Raw genomic sequence first — 14,195 nt, 5'->3', positions numbered from 1 at the left:
CAACGGATCCGTGCTGCTTGACTGGTGCCGCCTAGTTCCCGGTCGTCGGGACGGCAGTAATGGAATTATACGGGCTGCCTTCTTTAATGCGCGTGCTGATCACGACATAGAGAATGACCTTCTTGTCGGTATCCAGCAGCCGGAAAATCTCCAGGCTTTTGAAGAAAACCGAGAGCGAGGTGGTGAAGATGCGCTGCTTCTGCGGCACGTTGGCCGGGAAAGTCACCGGCCCCGTCGCGCGGCACGCAATAGAGAAGCGGGACGGGTCTTGTGCCAGGCCAAGGCTGCCGGACACGCCGCCGGTCTCCGCCCGGGACACGTAGCAGGAGACATTGGGCACATCCGGGTCGTCATAGCGGTCTATGACGATGTGATCGTTGGCGCCGAGCAGCCGGAAGGTGGTGTCGACGCTGCCGATCTTGGTCTGGGCAAGGGCAGGGACGCATGAAGCGCCAACCAGCACTCCGAAGGCCGCCAGTATCAGACGCATCACTCAAGCTCCTCAGCGACGACTTCCTGCACGTTCATGGCGTTGCCGCGCCAGACGAAATCGCGGCGCAGCCAGGCTTCGACCCAAAGCGCCGGGAGCAGGAAGTCCCGCACGGCGCAAGCGAGCAACATGCGCGTCGAGAAGTGCCACCCGGCTGCGCGGGCCAGGATAGCCTCGCTGCCGAACCAGAGCGCGCCGAGCGCCGCGCCGACGACGGCGACGTTCACGTCGTACTGCCAGGCCGCGTATATGCCGGCGACGATAGGAAAAAAGCTGCCGACGAGGAGTTCGGGCATGAACATGATCGGGAAGGTGGAGCGCCGCAACATGGACCAGCGCGCCTGGCGGGACCAGACCTCGGCGGCGGTCCGGTCGCCGAGCGGCTGGTCGAACGGGGTATCGACGAGGTGCACGCGCAGGCCAGCGTTACGCACCATCTTCGTAAAGGCCGCATCCTCGGCAATCTCGGCGCCCAGAGCCTTCAGCATGCCGCCCGCCTGATCCATGACATCGCGATGGAAGAGCATGTTCTTGCCCTGCGCGAAGCCTTGGCCCACCGACTCGCCGACATACTGCCAGCGCGCCTGGAAAGTGTTGAGGAAGGCGCATTCCACCTCGGCCCAGAAGTTCCCAGGCCGCGCGCCGATCGGCATCGAGCAGACCAGACCCGTATCCTCTCGCCACCGCGCCATGAGCTGTTGGATGTAGTCGCGCGGCATGAGCACGTTGCTGTCCGCCATGATGATCCATGGATAGCGGGCTGCGTCCCAGCCCTTCAGCACGTTGTTGAGCTTGGGGTTGCTGCTCCGCCGGTCCTCGCCGACGAGCAGCTGGGCCTGCACGTGCGGGTGCTTCTCCATCAGGCTATAGACAAGCCCGGCGACCGGATCGTCCCCATGCTCGAGGCAGAAGATGATCTCGTAATTCGGGTAGTCGAGCGCGAAGGTCGAGGCGAGCGTCTCCCGCTCGTAATTGTTGATGCGGCAGAGCGGGCGGATGATGGTGACCGGCGGAGAGCCGGCCGGTGCCGCGAGGGGACGCGGGCGCTGCCGGCAGCGTACGGAGCTGATCGCCACGCCCGTCAGGTTAAGACCGGTCGCGACAACGCTGAAGACGGCTGCACAGGCGGCTGGTGTCATCTCGCCTTCAACTCCGGTTGGCCGGCGCGGTTTCGGACTCACGGGCGGTGACCGTGGGCCTAGCCGCTTGATACAGATCGCATAAGCATTGTCCAATGCTTCTCGCCGAGGTCTTGTGACAGGCAGAAGACATTACTTCCTGTAGCGACTATTCGCGAGCCTTAGCCGTAGATTGGGTGGCAGCGGGCGAGCGTACACTCACAGACAGCAGGGCCGAGGTCGACACGTACACCTACGCGCCTCCGGCGGGCGCCGGGTTCAACCTGACCTTGCCGCTGGACCTCAGGGGCATAACGATCGGCGATCCGGGCAGCAGCTGCATCACCAATGTCCGGTTGGTGGATAATAGGGTGACGGCGTCTGCGATTCGGTGATCCGCGGCTGCATGCGCCAGCCTGAGGCGTCGATGCAGCCGGTGACGGGGAAGGACTACGACGCCTCCTCGGCCTATCGCTCACCGGCGGTCCCGCCGCAGCCGTCGGAGGCGCAAGACACGGACATCGCACCCGTCAGCAGCATCACCGGCAAACCCTGAGGAACGGCTGCTCGGTCAGGTTTCCCGTTTCCGATCACGCCATGACCTCCTAAGAAAATCGCTGTCACTTAGCATCACCGACAGCGGAGCGAGGGTATGGGACACGAACTTCAGGCGGGAGACTCCGCCGCGGTTGCGACGCTCGCCAATGTCGACCGGGACGCGCTGCGTGAGGCGCGGATCGATCTCGCAGCCAGTCTGCGGATGGCCGCGCGACGAGGGTTGGAGGAGGGGATATGCAACCACTTCTCCGCCATGGTTCCCGGGCGCGACGACCTGTTCCTGGTCAACCCCTACGGACTGATGTTCCGGGAGGTGACAGCCTCCAGCATTCTGGTCTGCGACTTCGAGGGCAACGTCGTGGACGGAGAGGGGCAGCCGGAGGCGACGGCCTTCTTCATTCACGCCCGGCTTCACAAGAAGCTGCCCAGGGCGCGTGCGGCCTTTCACACGCACATGCCGTATTCCACGGCGTTGAGCATGGTGGAAGGCGACCCGCTGATCTGGGCCGGGCAGACTTCGCTCAAGTTCTACGGCCGCGTCGCCGTTGACGAGGACTACAACGGGCTGGCTTTGGACGAGGCGGAAGGTGACCGGATCGCTGCGGCCATGGGCGAGGCGGATGTCGTCTTCATGCGGAACCACGGCGTGATGGTGACCGCGCCGACGATCGCGATGGCCTGGGACGATTTGTACTACCTGGAGCGAGCGGCGGAGGTTCAGGTCAAGGCGATGAGCACCGGGCGTCCGTTCCGCATAATCCCCCCGGAGTTGGCGCAGAAGACGCAGCGACAGATGCGCCCGGCGGATGCAGAGAGTGGTCGCCTCCATCTGGAGGCCGTGAAGCGGCTGCTGATGCGGGAGGAGCCTGAGTTCGCCGGCTGAGCAGACGCCACGGGAGCGCCCGGGCCGGCGCAGCACTTGATCGTTCCACTTAGACACCGACCGAGATATTCCGGTGCGGCTCCTACTGGATTAATTCCATAGACCGATCAACTCGATGTGAGGCTCCGCAGAAGCCCCAAACGGGGCTGTCGCTGAAGAGGTAGCAAATCTACGCCCTTGTCAACCGGCCACCAAAAGGGAAATTTCGCATGAGCGCCTCGATTAGCGAACAGACTTTCCAATACGTTGGGATACTGAACGGAGTGATGTATCGCATCGACCCTGCCACGGGTCGTTCGATCGAGCCGATGCCCGGCTCGCGGCCCTTCAATAGCTGGGGCGACTTCTCTCTGGATGAGCCGTCAGCGTCTGCCGACGCGGCTTTCGGACCCTCCGACGACACCTCCGTGATGGAGATCGCGACCGAGGCTGGTGCCGTTGAGCAAGCCGTCTCAGTCGAGCGTGTGGCGGCCCCTTCCAACCTGTTTCCGCGCAGCGGCGCGGAGCCGCTTCGCGCTGGACATCCCGATCTTTGGGCTCTGCTCGTAGCCGGCACATGCCTCGAGGGCACGCCGTTCAGCGCCCTCTGATTTCGGCGGCGATGTCTGTCTGTCCCAGGCGGCGGCGGCCTTCGGCCGTCTGGGCAAAAGCGGCGGACATCGTCGGAATTTGAAGGCTCACGCGCTTGGGGTCCGGCCCCTGGGCGCCACCTCTGTGATGTGCGGGCTATCCGTAAAGACACAGAGGATCATGAAATGCGATCGATCTACACCCTGACGCTCGCCTCGGCGCTCGTCTTGGCTCCCGCGGCATTCACTGCGGGATTTGCCCAGAGCACCTCGAACGGCGCCGCGACAGGGCCGGGCGCCGGCGGAGCCGCCACGCCTGGTATCCTCACCAATGGAACAGCAGGAGCCGCAGGCGCCAGTGGCGTCGGCGCAGGTGTGTCCGGCACGGGAGCCGGCGCTAGCGCGGGTGCCGCCAGCGGTGCAGGCAGTGCGGCCGGGGCCAATGGTGGCGCTGGTGGAGGCGCGGCCGGTGGTACGGGCGGGGGCGCCGCAGGTGGTGCCGGCGGTGGCGCTGGCGGCAGTGGCAGCAAGTAGCCGCGCCTTCGGGTGCCATTGCCCGGCCCCACGCAAAGGAGCCCCGCTTGCGCCGGCGGGGCTCCTGAAGTTCCAGATTTAACTTGTGTAGACGCCGGTTGCGGTCAGTGACCGCCGCCGGCGCTGTCGTCAGGCGGCCTTGGCTTCTACATATTTGTCGGCGTTCATCGCGACATGCGTGCGATTGGTCGAGCCCATCTTCCGCATCGTGTTCCGGATGTGAACCTTCACCGTCGACTCGGACAGATTGAGCTCGTAGGCGATAAGCTTGTTCGGCTTGCCCTGCTTCACGAGCTTGAGCACGTCGAGTTCCCGGGCCGTGAGCTGGCCCTTCTGCTTCGGCTCCCTGCCGGAGCTCTGGTGCGCGTTCTCTTGATAGAACAGCACCTGCTTCGGAACGAATGTGCCGCCGGAAGCGACAAGACCGAGAGCGGACACGAGCATCTGCAGCCCGGTCTGGCTGGTCAGGATGAACCCGGACGCGCCCTGATTGAGGACGCTCTTGACGACCGCCGGGTCGAGCGTGGTTGCGTCCGACAGGACGACAAGCTGCGTCGTCGCGAACGCCTCCCGCAGGGCCGCGATATCGGCGGAGTTAACCGAGTCGGCCTCGTGCGCATGATACACGATGAGGTCGACCTTTCGCTCGGGCGCCTTCAGGAAATCATACACCGAGTCGAAGGGGACGATGAGGAAGAGCCTCTGCGCGCCGGCAACGGCGTGTGTCATGCACTCGCGCGTCAAAGCTGACACGTCGATCCAGGCGATGCAGACGGGCTCCGCTTGATGGTTGTTGTCCAGCGAAGCGGAGGAGACTGAATTCGAAAGCAACGGAGTCATCAGGGCGACCCTTACTGAAAGCGGATGATAAGGAGACGGCTCAACCACCTTTTTCAGGGGCGGTTGCGTCTGTTGCCTGATCTAATGGGCCAATCCAGGTCTTTAGATCAGCCCCAAACGGGGCTCAGGTTAAGCCAAACATTAACGAAAGCGTGAGGTTATTGATGCCTCATCTCCTTAGAGGATGCGCCCACTGTCCGCCAGCCCTTAGAGGCTAAGCCGGATGATCCAGATGCCCCGAGACACCGCTTCGCGGGAGCCGTGGCTTGATACTGGAAGAGGTTAAAGGATGGAACTTTGGCAGGAGTGGGGCGCAGCCGCACTTAAGGTGCCCCCGAAGGGCCGCACCAGGTGAGGCCGGGTGCGCTAAAACAACGCGCTTCGCCCGGAGACCCATGGTGCTCGCGAAGCTCTTAGGCTTGCTGAGGGGCATCAGCGGGCGACCGTGCTCCCGCCGCTGTCAGCGGCTCGGGGCCTGGCTGCGTGTGAACCTCGCCATGGAAATACGCATCTGGTTCTTGAAATGCGGACTAAAAAGCGAGCGCACGTACCCTATCGGGCCAAGCCGTTGTAGCTTGCGATGGAGCGAACTTAGAACCGCAAGGCCCTTTTTTTGAGAACGCGCTTAGACAGATGATCTGATGACGCAGTTCGTCTGGTCTGTAAGCCTCCAGGCATGTCAACCGCCATCGATCGACTCCAGGTTGTCGACGCTAGTACTTCGACCTTGTCCGCGCTGATGTTCGCGACCAGACGAACTAGATCGACATGGTTATTCACGTCGCATTCCATCTGTACATAATAGTCGTAGTCGGGATAAACGCAGGTAGAACATGTATAGTGGGGCGTCCCCGCTATACCATTGAATGCTTCCCTCGGCAGCCGCGACAAACTTGGCCGCGAGTATTTCGACGTCGGTCAGGCCAACGACACGGTCGGCGCCGATGTTCTTTATCTTCCCTCGGGTTTCATCGGCCAGGACAAATACGTCAGCGGACTAGGTCAAGGAACTTGACGGCCAAGACGCTTCATTAGGCTTGCCATGACGTTCAAGGCAAGGTTCACACCTGCGAAGGTTTGAAGGACATCGGTGAGCTTCGGCCCCAACGCCCGCCAGAGGCAGTAGATTTCGATGTTGTTGAGGACGCAGGCTAAGACCGCCCAAAGAGAGGGATGCCCAGGGGCTGCGCCCGAGAAGTATGCGCCGACATCTGCACATCCCTAACTCCGGTTCACTCCTACTTCCCTCACTAATTCCGCCATCCGGTACCGCACGGACGCCTTGACGACCCTCGGACGTATGCTTGGCGGGCGGCCGAAACTCGCCAGAAACTTGGCGCTTGCCGCCGAGCTGTAACCGTCAAGATCGAATGTCCGGCCTAGGCCGCTTGCCATTTTGATCGACTCCCAGAGCAAGAACGCTCCGCCGCCACTCGTTGAAAGCTCTGGATCCCTGCTCGTCAACCACAAGTACATAATGCGCTCATCCCAGACCAAGACGCTGCTCGCGACGTCGCGATCCTGCTGATCAACTGCGGTCAGGACGACGCCCGAGCCATGGTTTAAGCAAGATGAGAAGATGGCTTCGAGCAGAGGGAAGTCATGGATATTGTCGCTGCGAGGCTTCTCGCGTAGCGATAAAGTGATGAAACGATCCAGTGAATTATCGGACACGACGCGCAGGCGCTTCTCCGCCGTCCGGATAAGATTCCTGGTCTTTTGATCGCAATCTGAGAGAGCTTGCTCCGGCTGGGTTGAGGATGGGAAGCGAAAAGTAAACGGTGCGTCCACCGAACAGCCAGCGATCGAGAAGGCGAAGGGAGCTTCGCTGTCGGGGTCGAGTGTCATCTGAAAATGGTCGTGCGGAGGCAACTTGGCGAGGAGGTCCGCCACTAACTTGCGAACAGTCTGCGCGCGCTGAAAAGGCTTGGAGGGAGGAAGATTAAATGCCGGACCGAGAGTTCGGGTATATGGAGGCATTCGCAACCGCCTCATTCCCAGCATCGTGTGCCGCACAAATGGCATGGTGGCTAGGATTACACCGTCGCGACGGCACTCCACTTGCTCCCACTTGCCCTTCGATGCGGCCTTCAGCCACCAATCATTATGAAAAAGGCTTGGGGGCGACGGGCGAGCGGCGTTCGTTGTGCTAGCCAAACGGGGAACAGGATCGAGAAGACCCTTCAATTCATCCGGCAGCTTTTGTTGCATTGCTGACATCGGTATTCCAGGTCTTATTCAGATCGATGCGGTCGTAGCATCAACTGCGTTTTCGCTAAAGACCGAGGCTTGTCGCCTCCTGATATGTCTGAAGCTCGGCGGAGGCTGCGTGAGCCTGAAAGCTACGTAGACGTATCACGAAACCCTACGGACTTCGATTTCATCCATCGGTTGAGCCTTGAGCGGCGGCCGCTGATGGTCTTATGGCGTCAGCCGAATAGGTGTGAAGAGCATCATGGTAACGTGGCAATACCGGAGCGGTGCAGCTTTACGGTCTTCGTCAGGGAGTTTGAACGGAACCTGCGCGTGGTCGCCGCCAAAAGTGGACAGCCGCTTTTGCAGGCGCATCCCAAAAGTAGGCCTCCAGAGGGCGCTCTACGCGCATCCTCCGGGGCAGCTCACCAAAATGATCGGTCAACATCATGGTGTCGAGCGATCGGCGTGCGCCGGTTCTAGTTCAAGGAAGGGTGGTGGTCGAGCGATGCAGGAATGTCAGTGCCGGCTGATTTGGAGAGGTAGCTAATTTCCTGATCGGTGCCGAGTTGCAGGCGTTGAAGACCGCTCATCGCGCCTTTAAGCAATTCTGGCATCAGTCCGACACGCTTCGCCTGTGCAGCCTTCTTGAGTGCGACTTGCAGATGGGTCACGGCAAACGGCACGAGGCCCAAACGCCCTCGGTGCTTGCGCACGAAGTATGCCGTCGACCGAAACCTGAAGTAGTCTGCTTTGGCTTGATCGCTTACTCGAACACCTCCGGCAGGTGCCGAGAGATGAAGCAGCTCGGCAGTAGGCTCGAACACGAACTGCCAGCCGCGCTTGAGGATGCGCTCGGAAAAGTCAGCTTCTTCGAGAAGCGCCGTCCCGGTATAGTTTCTGTCGAACCCGCCCATGCCAGCGATCGCTTCGCTCCGCACGCTCATGTTCGCTCCTTTCAGGGAGTGAATCTGGCAGCGCTCGTGGCCGAGGAGGTTCACCATTGTCCGGCCACCAACCGTAATGCGGTTGGCCGTATGCCGAACGTTCTCTCGATTGACGCGTTCGATCGTGCGGCCTGTCACTCCGCCAATTCGAGGATCATCGTAGCAGTCGAGATGCGCGCGCAAAAACGAACTGGTCAGCAAGATTACGTCGTCGTCCAGAAACATAATGAACTGCCCGGACACTCGTGCGAGGCCCGCATTGCGAGCGTTGGCAACTCCGGAACTTGGCAGATGAAAATACGACAGCCGTCTATCTGACCGATGAGATGCAAGGCCGTCTCTGACAATGGCGTGCTGCTCGGGAGAAGATTGATCGACCACCAGAAGTTCGAAATCGGTGAAGTCCTGGCGGAGTATCTGCTCGACGGTGGAGAGGAGGAACCGCGCACGGTTGAAGGTCGGCACGATGATAGACAGAACCGGCGTCTGCAATGTCATAATGAGGCACCGTAGGTTAGCACACTATACGTGGTGCTCTAGTCCGAAAACATTTTATTCGCAATAGCGCAAATAATAAGGTTGCGTTACCGACCGGCAACGCGTCCGCAACCCATCCGTCAGCAACAGCTTGATCGGGTGAATTAGTTTGACCTAGCAATGTTATCTCATACGGTCGCCGTCTGGTGCAGCGTGCTCCTTGTTCAAGGGGTAGCGGATTATGTAGGCTGCGACTGAAAGGCTGACACTTCCTGTCTTTTAGGCGTGATCACAAGCGTCGTTCGAGTGAGATGGAACTTTTGGTCAGGCGCCTGATCCGCATTGCCGGTGTTGTTGCCGCTGTGTGCCGTGCGGTTTCGACAGCGGGCTAAACAGCTGGCGACTAAGACTGCTCCGCCGCTTGAGGAACACCGACCGTTAGACCGAAATTGCTAAACCCATCCCTTGACGGACATGGCCACTCGTTTCTATCCTCCGGATAAGGCCAAAGCAAGAAGAACAAAGTCTTAAGCCGGGATGGCTCCGGGCCAAGTGCCTGATCGCCCAGATAGAGCGTGCGCATCATCAGCTCCGCCTGATCCGTCTGAATACCCCACCCGAGGCCCGCTTCGGGACCAGGCCAAACCGACAGGCGCACTGCATTGCTACGGGAGAAGAGCGTGGAGAACGAATTTCCGAAGCTGCACAACGCGATGTGGCCGGGGATTGTCGGCAAGGGCACGGAAGCGGAGCCGGTCATCAGCTTCGAGACGCTGCTGGACCTGACGGCGTCAACCGAGGTCGGTGGCCAGCGCTTCGACGGCGTCGATCTTTTCCTCGCGGAGCCGCATACAAGCATTGACTCCACGAGAGACGATCTGGAGCGGCTTGCTGATGCGGTGGCGGCTCGCGGTCTGGTAATCGGCTCGCTGGTGGCGCCGGTTTGGCCGCCGGTCGGTGGGGGCTCGGCCATGGGCAGCGCGGAGGAGCGTGATCGTTTCGTGCTGCAGGTGGAGAAGGCCTGCCGCATCGGGGAAACTCTTCGCAGGCTAGGCATCCGGCCAAGTGGCGTGGTGCGTATCGACTCAGCTGCAAGCGTGACCGACTGGGACGCCGATCCAGCGGGGAACACCCGCCTCATCATCGAGACCTTCACCCGAGCCTGCGACGTGGCGGAAGCCCATGGCGAGCAGCTGGCGGCGGAGGGCGAGATCTGTTGGGGCGGCATGCAGAGCTGGAAGAAGATGCTGGATGTCCTGGAAGGCGTAGGTCGCCCCGACCGGCTCGGCTTCCAGGCCGACATGGCCCACACCCTGCTCTACACCCTCGGCGTCAACGCCGAGGAGGACCGGATCCTGCCCGCGGGCTTCACCTGGGACCAGCACGCCTTATGGCAGGAGGCGCTCAAGCGGATGACCGATGCGCTGCGACCCTGGACCATCGATTTCCACGTGGCCCAGAACGACGCGACGGTAAAGGGCTCGGGATCGCACGAGAAGACCGGGCGCCACTGCCTGCCCAACGACCCCAACGGCAAGCTCGATGTGGTGCGGGATTCGGCTCCCTGGCTGCGTGACGGCGAAGGGGCGCTGACACGGCGTATCTCTCACATCTGCTGGGACGGCTGCATGTTCCCCAACGACGTCATGATGATGCCGGGAACCTGGGCGGAGATCCTGGCGGCGATGATCAGGGTCCGCGACGCGCACGGATGGCGCGCCTGAAACCGAGGCCGGCGGGGGGATCATGGTGAAAAAGAAGCTCAACATCGGCTTGGTTGGCTGCGGCTTCATGGGCCGCACTCACTCGAACGCATTCCGGCAGGTGCCGCAGTTCTTCGAGACCGGTCATGACCTCGTGCTCAAGGCGGTCTGCGCCCGCACCCGCCCGCTCGCCGAGGCATTCGCCGGCAACTGGGGCTACGAGACGGTCGAGACGGATTGGCGGGACATGGTCACGCGGCCGGATATCGACCTCATCGACATCGCGACCCCGAACAACTCGCATGCCGAGATTGCCGTTGCGGCGGCGAAGGCCGGCAAGATGGTCGCCTGCGAGAAGCCGCTCGGCGCCAGTCTCGCCGACAGCGAGGCGATGGTGCGCGCGGTCGAGGCGGCCGGCGTCGCCAACATGGTCTGGTACAATTATCGCCGCGTTCCGGCGGTGACCTTCGCCAAGCAGTTGGTGGATGAGGGCCGTCTCGGCCGCATCTTCCATTATCGGGCGAAGTTCCTTCAGGACTGGACGATGTCCAGCGACCTGCCGCAGGGCGGGGCAGGGCTCTGGCGTCTGGATGGGGAAGTCGCGGGGAGCGGCGTCACCGGCGATCTGCTCGCCCATTGCATCGACACCGCGATGTGGCTGAACGGCGGCATCAGCGAGGTGTCCGCGATGACCGAGACCTTCATCCGCGAGCGCCACCACGTGGGCTCGGGCAAGGTCCAGCCGGTGGTCATCGACGATGCCTCAGCCTTCCTGGCGCGCTTCGACAACGGCTCGCTCGCGACTTTCGAGGCGACCCGCTACGCGCGCGGCCACAAGGCGCTCTACACGCTGGAGATCAATGGCGAACACGGCTCGATCGCCTGGGACCTGCATGATCTGCATCGGCTGGAGCTGTTCGATCACCGGGATCCCGGGGCCACGCGCGGCTGGCGCTCCATCCACATCACCGATGGCGACCACCCATACATGAAGCGCTGGTGGGTGCCGGGGCTGCAGATCGGCTACGAACATAGCTTCATCCACCAGATGGCCGATTTCCTGGAGGGATTGGACGGGCAGGGCAGCGGCGTGCCGAGCTTCCGGGAGGCTCTCGGGACCGACCGGGTGACCGACGCCGTGCTGCGCTCGGCCCACGATCGCCAATGGGTCTCGATCGCCAACGCTGAGCTGTGAGTGATCAGGGCCGTGCTGCTCGGCTTCAACCTGCTGCTGTGGACGCCCTTCGTGACCGAGGCGGAGTTTCCCCTCTTCGAGCGGCTGAAGGCGGCCGGCTACGACGGGGTGGAGTTGCCGCTGTTTGATGGCACGCCGGAGCACTACCGGCGAGTGGGCGAAGCCGTGCGCGCGGCGGGGCTGCGTTGCACCGCGGTCGCCATCATCCCCGACGAGGCGCGCAATTGCGCGAGCGCCGGCGCAGCGTCACGGGCCGCAGGGCTCGCTCATTTGCGCTGGGCGATCGACTGCCTGCAGGCGGCGGGAGGGGAGGTTCTCTGCGGCCCCTTCCACCAGCCGCTCGGCGTCTTCTCGGGTGCGCCGCCGACCGGGGAGGAACTGGCGCGCGTCGCCGAGGTGCATCGCGCGGCAGCCGGGCACGCGGCGGCGGCGGGCATCGCACTGGCCGTGGAGCCTCTCAACCGCTTTGAATGCTACCTGCTCAACACGATGGAGGCGTCGGCGCGTCTGGTGGAAGCGGTTGGCCGATCAAACTACGGCACATTGTACGATACCTTCCACACCAATATCGAGGAGAAGGATCCGGTTGGCGTCATCGCGCTTTCGATCGGGCACATCAACCACGTGCATCTGTCGGAGAACGATCGCGGCACGCCTGGAAAAGGTCATATCCCCTGGGGTCCGACGCTCACCGCTCTGCGTGCCGGAGGTTACGATGGCTGGTACGTCATCGAGGCATTCGGGCGCGCTCTGCCGGAAATAGCTGCCGCCACCAGGGTCTGGCGCGACTTCTTCCCGTCGGAGGACGAGGTCGTCCAGTTCGGCCACGACTTCCTGCGTCGACAATGGAAGCAGGCCGCACCCTAAAACAGGCGTCGTCCGCTCGCGCTCCCTTGCTCTGGCGCCGCTGATCGGTCATGTTTCGAAAACACAAGAAGTCGGTGCCAGAATGCCGATCGACGAAGAGATGCGGCGCCGGCTTCTGCAGGCCGTCGTTGAGACAATTTCCGAACATGCCGGGGAACTGACGGCGATCGACGCGGCCCAAGGCGACGGCGATCATGGCCTGAACATGAACCGTGGGTTTTCTGCGGTCATGGCCAAGGCCGATGCCATCGTTGCAAAGCCGCTGCCGGACGCGATGCAGGAGATCGGGCGCACGCTTGTCATGACGGTCGGCGGCGCATCCGGCGCAATCTTCGGCACGGCTTTCATGGCCGCCGGCAAAGCCCTCCCCGAAGCGCCCGCCCGCGCCGATGCCGCCGCCGCCATGGATGCCGCCATCGCCGCCGTCCGTGCGCGCGGTAAAGCGGAGTTCGGGCACAAGACAATGCTCGATGTGCTGGGGCCGGTGGCCGAGGCTCTTCATGGCACGGAAGCGGATATCGCTGGTGTGGCCGATGCCGCCGCCGATGCGACTGCGGGAATGCAGGCCGTGCGCGGCCGCGCGTCGTTCCTGGGCGAGCGGAGCGTCGGCACCATGGATGCGGGCGCACGGTCCGCGGCCCTCATCATTGCCGCAATCTGCCGGACCCTGGAGGGCACGCCATGAAGAAGCTCATCAACGCGCCGGAGACGGTGCTGGCCGAAAGCCTGGATGGTTTTGCCGCCGCTCATGCCGATCTTGTGGCGCTTGGGGAGGACCGAAAGTTCGTCCGCCGCGCGGCGCTCAAGCCTGGCAAGGTGGCGCTGATCTCGGGCGGCGGTAGCGGGCACGAGCCGCTGCATGCGGGTTTCGTCGGCCATGGCATGCTCGATGCGGCGTGCCCCGGGCAGGTCTTCACCTCGCCGACGCCGGACCAGATGATGGCAGCGGCCGAGGCAGTGGACGGTGGCGCCGGCGTGCTCTTCATCGTCAAGAACTACGAAGGCGACGTCATGAACTTCGACATGGCGCGCGAGATGGATGCCGGGGACCGGTCAATCGAGACCGTGCTGGTGGACGACGATGTCGCGGTTGAGGCCTCGACCTACTCCACCGGCCGGCGCGGGGTCGCGGGCACGCTGGTGGTGGAGAAGATCGTCGGAGCGGCGGCCGAGCGGGGGGATGACTTGGCAGCCTGCCGGGCATTGGGCGAACGCGTCAATAAAGCGACACGGTCGATGGGCGTGGCGCTCACGAGTTGCACCGTGCCGGCCGCCGGCAAGCCGACGTTTCAACTCGGCGAGGATGAGATCGAGATCGGTGTCGGCATCCATGGAGAGCCTGGGCGGCGGCGGTCGAAGATGGCCGGCGCGGATACGCTGGCGCATGACATGGTGGACGCCGTCCTCGACGACTTGACGAGAAGCGGCGAGGCTAAGCCGGAGGTGTTATTGCTGGTCAACGGCTTCGGCGGCACGCCACTCATGGAGCTTTACGTGATGTATCACGCGGCCCGGGCACGACTGGCCGCACGCGAGGTGCGTGTGGTTCGTTCTCTGGTCGGCAACTACGTGACCTCGCTCGACATGGCGGGATGTTCGCTGACTGTCACGGGGCTCGATGACGAGATGGCGGCCCTCTGGGACGCGCCGGTGCATACTCCGGCTTTGCGTTGGAGGGTTTAGTCGCTCACATTTGTCCGGCGATATTGCAGCCGGCCCGTTAAGCGGCTAGCGTTACGCCTAACAAACGTCCGCATAAGCGGGCGAGAAAAAAATTGGGGGATGGGCCATGTCGGAAAGCGACCACTCTAAGCCTCTGCT

14 protein-coding genes are annotated in these 14,195 nt (G+C 62.7%); 9 read left to right on the top strand and 5 right to left on the bottom strand.

Features of this window, described 5'->3' with window-relative positions; genetic code table 11:
- Positions 1–31 precede the first annotated feature (31 nt).
- The gene (locus tag ACOEQ1_RS07325) at positions 32–490 is read right to left on the bottom strand and encodes a CreA family protein (RefSeq protein ID WP_419758529.1); all 459 of its coding nucleotides are present in this window, start codon (positions 488–490) and stop codon (positions 32–34) included.
- Positions 490–1,629 carry a ceramide glucosyltransferase gene (locus ACOEQ1_RS07320; protein WP_419758528.1) on the bottom strand — a complete coding sequence of 380 codons (1,140 nt, stop codon included), beginning with the start codon at positions 1,627–1,629 and terminating at the stop codon, positions 490–492. The genes ACOEQ1_RS07325 and ACOEQ1_RS07320 overlap by 1 nt, the downstream gene beginning before the upstream one ends.
- A gap of 385 nt (positions 1,630–2,014) precedes the next feature.
- Between ACOEQ1_RS07320 and ACOEQ1_RS07315 the strand changes: the two genes are divergently transcribed.
- From ACOEQ1_RS07315 to ACOEQ1_RS07300, 4 genes are all read left to right on the top strand, one after another.
- Positions 2,015–2,164, top strand: a complete 150-nt coding sequence (locus tag ACOEQ1_RS07315; protein ID WP_419758527.1) for a hypothetical protein — start codon at positions 2,015–2,017, stop codon at positions 2,162–2,164.
- 96 nt (positions 2,165–2,260) lie between these two features.
- Positions 2,261–3,049 carry an aldolase gene (locus ACOEQ1_RS07310; protein WP_419758526.1) on the top strand — a complete coding sequence of 263 codons (789 nt, stop codon included), beginning with the start codon at positions 2,261–2,263 and terminating at the stop codon, positions 3,047–3,049.
- A gap of 209 nt (positions 3,050–3,258) precedes the next feature.
- Complete coding sequence (locus ACOEQ1_RS07305) at positions 3,259–3,639, top strand: hypothetical protein (protein WP_419758525.1); 381 nt, start codon at positions 3,259–3,261, stop codon at positions 3,637–3,639.
- Positions 3,640–3,949: 310 nt separating this feature from the next.
- Complete coding sequence (locus tag ACOEQ1_RS07300; RefSeq protein ID WP_419758524.1) at positions 3,950–4,234, top strand: hypothetical protein; 285 nt, start codon at positions 3,950–3,952, stop codon at positions 4,232–4,234.
- Positions 4,235–4,281: 47 nt separating this feature from the next.
- Here the strand turns inward: ACOEQ1_RS07300 and ACOEQ1_RS07295 are convergent, their stop codons facing one another.
- The 3 genes from ACOEQ1_RS07295 to ACOEQ1_RS07285 all read right to left on the bottom strand — a co-directional run bounded on the left by ACOEQ1_RS07295 (position 4,282) and on the right by ACOEQ1_RS07285 (position 8,630).
- Positions 4,282–4,992 carry a LuxR C-terminal-related transcriptional regulator gene (locus tag ACOEQ1_RS07295; protein WP_419758523.1) on the bottom strand — a complete coding sequence of 237 codons (711 nt, stop codon included), beginning with the start codon at positions 4,990–4,992 and terminating at the stop codon, positions 4,282–4,284.
- 1,221 nt (positions 4,993–6,213) lie between these two features.
- Positions 6,214–7,203: a GNAT family N-acetyltransferase gene (locus ACOEQ1_RS07290; protein ID WP_419758522.1), complete on the bottom strand. Its 990-nt coding sequence runs from the start codon at positions 7,201–7,203 to the stop codon at positions 6,214–6,216.
- Positions 7,204–7,664: 461 nt separating this feature from the next.
- The gene (locus ACOEQ1_RS07285) at positions 7,665–8,630 is read right to left on the bottom strand and encodes a glycosyltransferase family 2 protein (protein ID WP_419758521.1); all 966 of its coding nucleotides are present in this window, start codon (positions 8,628–8,630) and stop codon (positions 7,665–7,667) included.
- A gap of 659 nt (positions 8,631–9,289) precedes the next feature.
- Between ACOEQ1_RS07285 and ACOEQ1_RS07280 the strand changes: the two genes are divergently transcribed.
- From ACOEQ1_RS07280 to dhaK, 5 genes are all read left to right on the top strand, one after another.
- Complete coding sequence (locus tag ACOEQ1_RS07280) at positions 9,290–10,333, top strand: TIM barrel protein (RefSeq protein WP_419758520.1); 1,044 nt, start codon at positions 9,290–9,292, stop codon at positions 10,331–10,333.
- A gap of 22 nt (positions 10,334–10,355) precedes the next feature.
- Positions 10,356–11,507 carry a Gfo/Idh/MocA family protein gene (locus tag ACOEQ1_RS07275; RefSeq protein ID WP_419758519.1) on the top strand — a complete coding sequence of 384 codons (1,152 nt, stop codon included), beginning with the start codon at positions 10,356–10,358 and terminating at the stop codon, positions 11,505–11,507.
- Positions 11,508–12,374 (top strand): sugar phosphate isomerase/epimerase family protein, encoded by an 867-nt coding sequence (locus ACOEQ1_RS07270; RefSeq protein WP_419758518.1) that lies wholly within the window; start codon positions 11,508–11,510, stop codon positions 12,372–12,374.
- 82 nt (positions 12,375–12,456) lie between these two features.
- Positions 12,457–13,059 (top strand): dihydroxyacetone kinase subunit DhaL, encoded by a 603-nt coding sequence (gene dhaL, locus ACOEQ1_RS07265; RefSeq protein ID WP_419758517.1) that lies wholly within the window; start codon positions 12,457–12,459, stop codon positions 13,057–13,059.
- Positions 13,056–14,057 carry a dihydroxyacetone kinase subunit DhaK gene (dhaK, locus tag ACOEQ1_RS07260; protein WP_419758516.1) on the top strand — a complete coding sequence of 334 codons (1,002 nt, stop codon included), beginning with the start codon at positions 13,056–13,058 and terminating at the stop codon, positions 14,055–14,057. Before dhaL ends, dhaK begins: the two co-directional genes overlap by 4 nt.
- Positions 14,058–14,195: the final 138 nt, after the last annotated feature.

This window comes from Acidisoma sp., from assembly GCF_965199065.1.
GTDB lineage: Bacteria > Pseudomonadota > Alphaproteobacteria > Acetobacterales > Acetobacteraceae > Acidisoma.
Note: the sequence above shows the minus strand (reverse complement) of the source record. Positions and strands in the feature narration are given on the sequence as shown.

What these genes read in the sequence shown, in the direction of transcription:
- ACOEQ1_RS07310 (WP_419758526.1), top strand. Translation starts at nt 2,261, where the DNA reads ATGGGACACGAACTTCAGGCGGGAGACTCCGCCGCGGTTGCGACGCTC.
- ACOEQ1_RS07315 (WP_419758527.1), top strand. Translation starts at nt 2,015, where the DNA reads ATGCGCCAGCCTGAGGCGTCGATGCAGCCGGTGACGGGGAAGGACTAC.
- ACOEQ1_RS07290 (WP_419758522.1), bottom strand. Translation starts at nt 7,203, where the DNA reads ATGCAACAAAAGCTGCCGGATGAATTGAAGGGTCTTCTCGATCCTGTT.
- ACOEQ1_RS07295 (WP_419758523.1), bottom strand. Translation starts at nt 4,992, where the DNA reads ATGACTCCGTTGCTTTCGAATTCAGTCTCCTCCGCTTCGCTGGACAAC.
- dhaL (WP_419758517.1), top strand. Translation starts at nt 12,457, where the DNA reads ATGCCGATCGACGAAGAGATGCGGCGCCGGCTTCTGCAGGCCGTCGTT.
- dhaK (WP_419758516.1), top strand. Translation starts at nt 13,056, where the DNA reads ATGAAGAAGCTCATCAACGCGCCGGAGACGGTGCTGGCCGAAAGCCTG.
- ACOEQ1_RS07275 (WP_419758519.1), top strand. Translation starts at nt 10,356, where the DNA reads ATGGTGAAAAAGAAGCTCAACATCGGCTTGGTTGGCTGCGGCTTCATG.
- ACOEQ1_RS07285 (WP_419758521.1), bottom strand. Translation starts at nt 8,630, where the DNA reads ATGACATTGCAGACGCCGGTTCTGTCTATCATCGTGCCGACCTTCAAC.
- ACOEQ1_RS07320 (WP_419758528.1), bottom strand. Translation starts at nt 1,629, where the DNA reads ATGACACCAGCCGCCTGTGCAGCCGTCTTCAGCGTTGTCGCGACCGGT.
- ACOEQ1_RS07305 (WP_419758525.1), top strand. Translation starts at nt 3,259, where the DNA reads ATGAGCGCCTCGATTAGCGAACAGACTTTCCAATACGTTGGGATACTG.
- ACOEQ1_RS07325 (WP_419758529.1), bottom strand. Translation starts at nt 490, where the DNA reads ATGCGTCTGATACTGGCGGCCTTCGGAGTGCTGGTTGGCGCTTCATGC.
- ACOEQ1_RS07300 (WP_419758524.1), top strand. Translation starts at nt 3,950, where the DNA reads ATGGAACAGCAGGAGCCGCAGGCGCCAGTGGCGTCGGCGCAGGTGTGT.